General features: G+C 66.8%; 1 protein-coding gene. It reads left to right on the forward strand.

Annotated elements, in window-relative coordinates; genetic code table 11:
* Nucleotides 1–603: 603 nt before the first annotated feature.
* Nucleotides 604–807, forward strand: a complete 204-nt coding sequence (locus tag GT045_RS04355; protein ID WP_031482971.1) for a cold-shock protein — start codon at nucleotides 604–606, stop codon at nucleotides 805–807.

Here is an 807-nt window from a genome sequence, read left to right on the forward strand (position 1 = left end):
CCGCCGCCCGGAGGGTCTGCACGGGGAGGAGCAGGCGCCGGAGACGCACGAGGAGCACGGCTGAGAGGCGTACTCCGTGCACGGGCGGGCGGGCGGGCGGCAGGCCGGCCGGAGCTCCGCGACGCACCCCCGGGCGGATCCATCCGGGGGTTTCATCGGAGCAGGTCATGTGCCTGATCGCCCGCTCGTTCCGGCGGGTTGGGCAGACTGGGCCAGTCCGAAAACCTGTCGCGGCCAGTGAAGACAACCATATCCGCTGGCGCCCGAATCGCCCCGCACGGCAGGCGGTGCCGGGGCGTCGACGACCGCGACGGCGGCGACCGCCGCCGACGCGCTGGTGAAGCCTGGCCGAGCCGGGAGCGGATATCTGTTTCCGGCGATACAGATATGCGGTCTTCGGTGGGATGGAATCCCTGGCCGGAGCCGAAAACCCCCGGGCACCTCCGCCCGACCCTGTGTTAGCGTGATAGCAGTTGCAGTTTTGGTTGCCAGAGACTTGTTTCTTTGCAGAGCTTTCCGGATCTTTCCGGAGGGGTGATCATCGCGGCGACTCGGGATCCGCAAGGTGCGGACTCCGGCACTGCCCCCCAAGGGAGATTCAATATGGCATCTGGCACCGTGAAGTGGTTCAACGCGGAAAAGGGCTTCGGCTTCATCGAGCAGGAGGGTGGCGGTCCTGACGTGTTCGCCCACTACTCGAACATCGCCACCCAGGGCTTCCGCGAGCTTCAGGAAGGCCAGAAGGTTACCTTCGACGTCACGCAGGGCCAGAAGGGCCCGCAGGCCGAGAACATCGTTCCCGCCTGA

It is taken from the genome of Streptomyces sp. SID486, assembly GCF_009865385.1.
GTDB lineage: Bacteria > Actinomycetota > Actinomycetes > Streptomycetales > Streptomycetaceae > Streptomyces.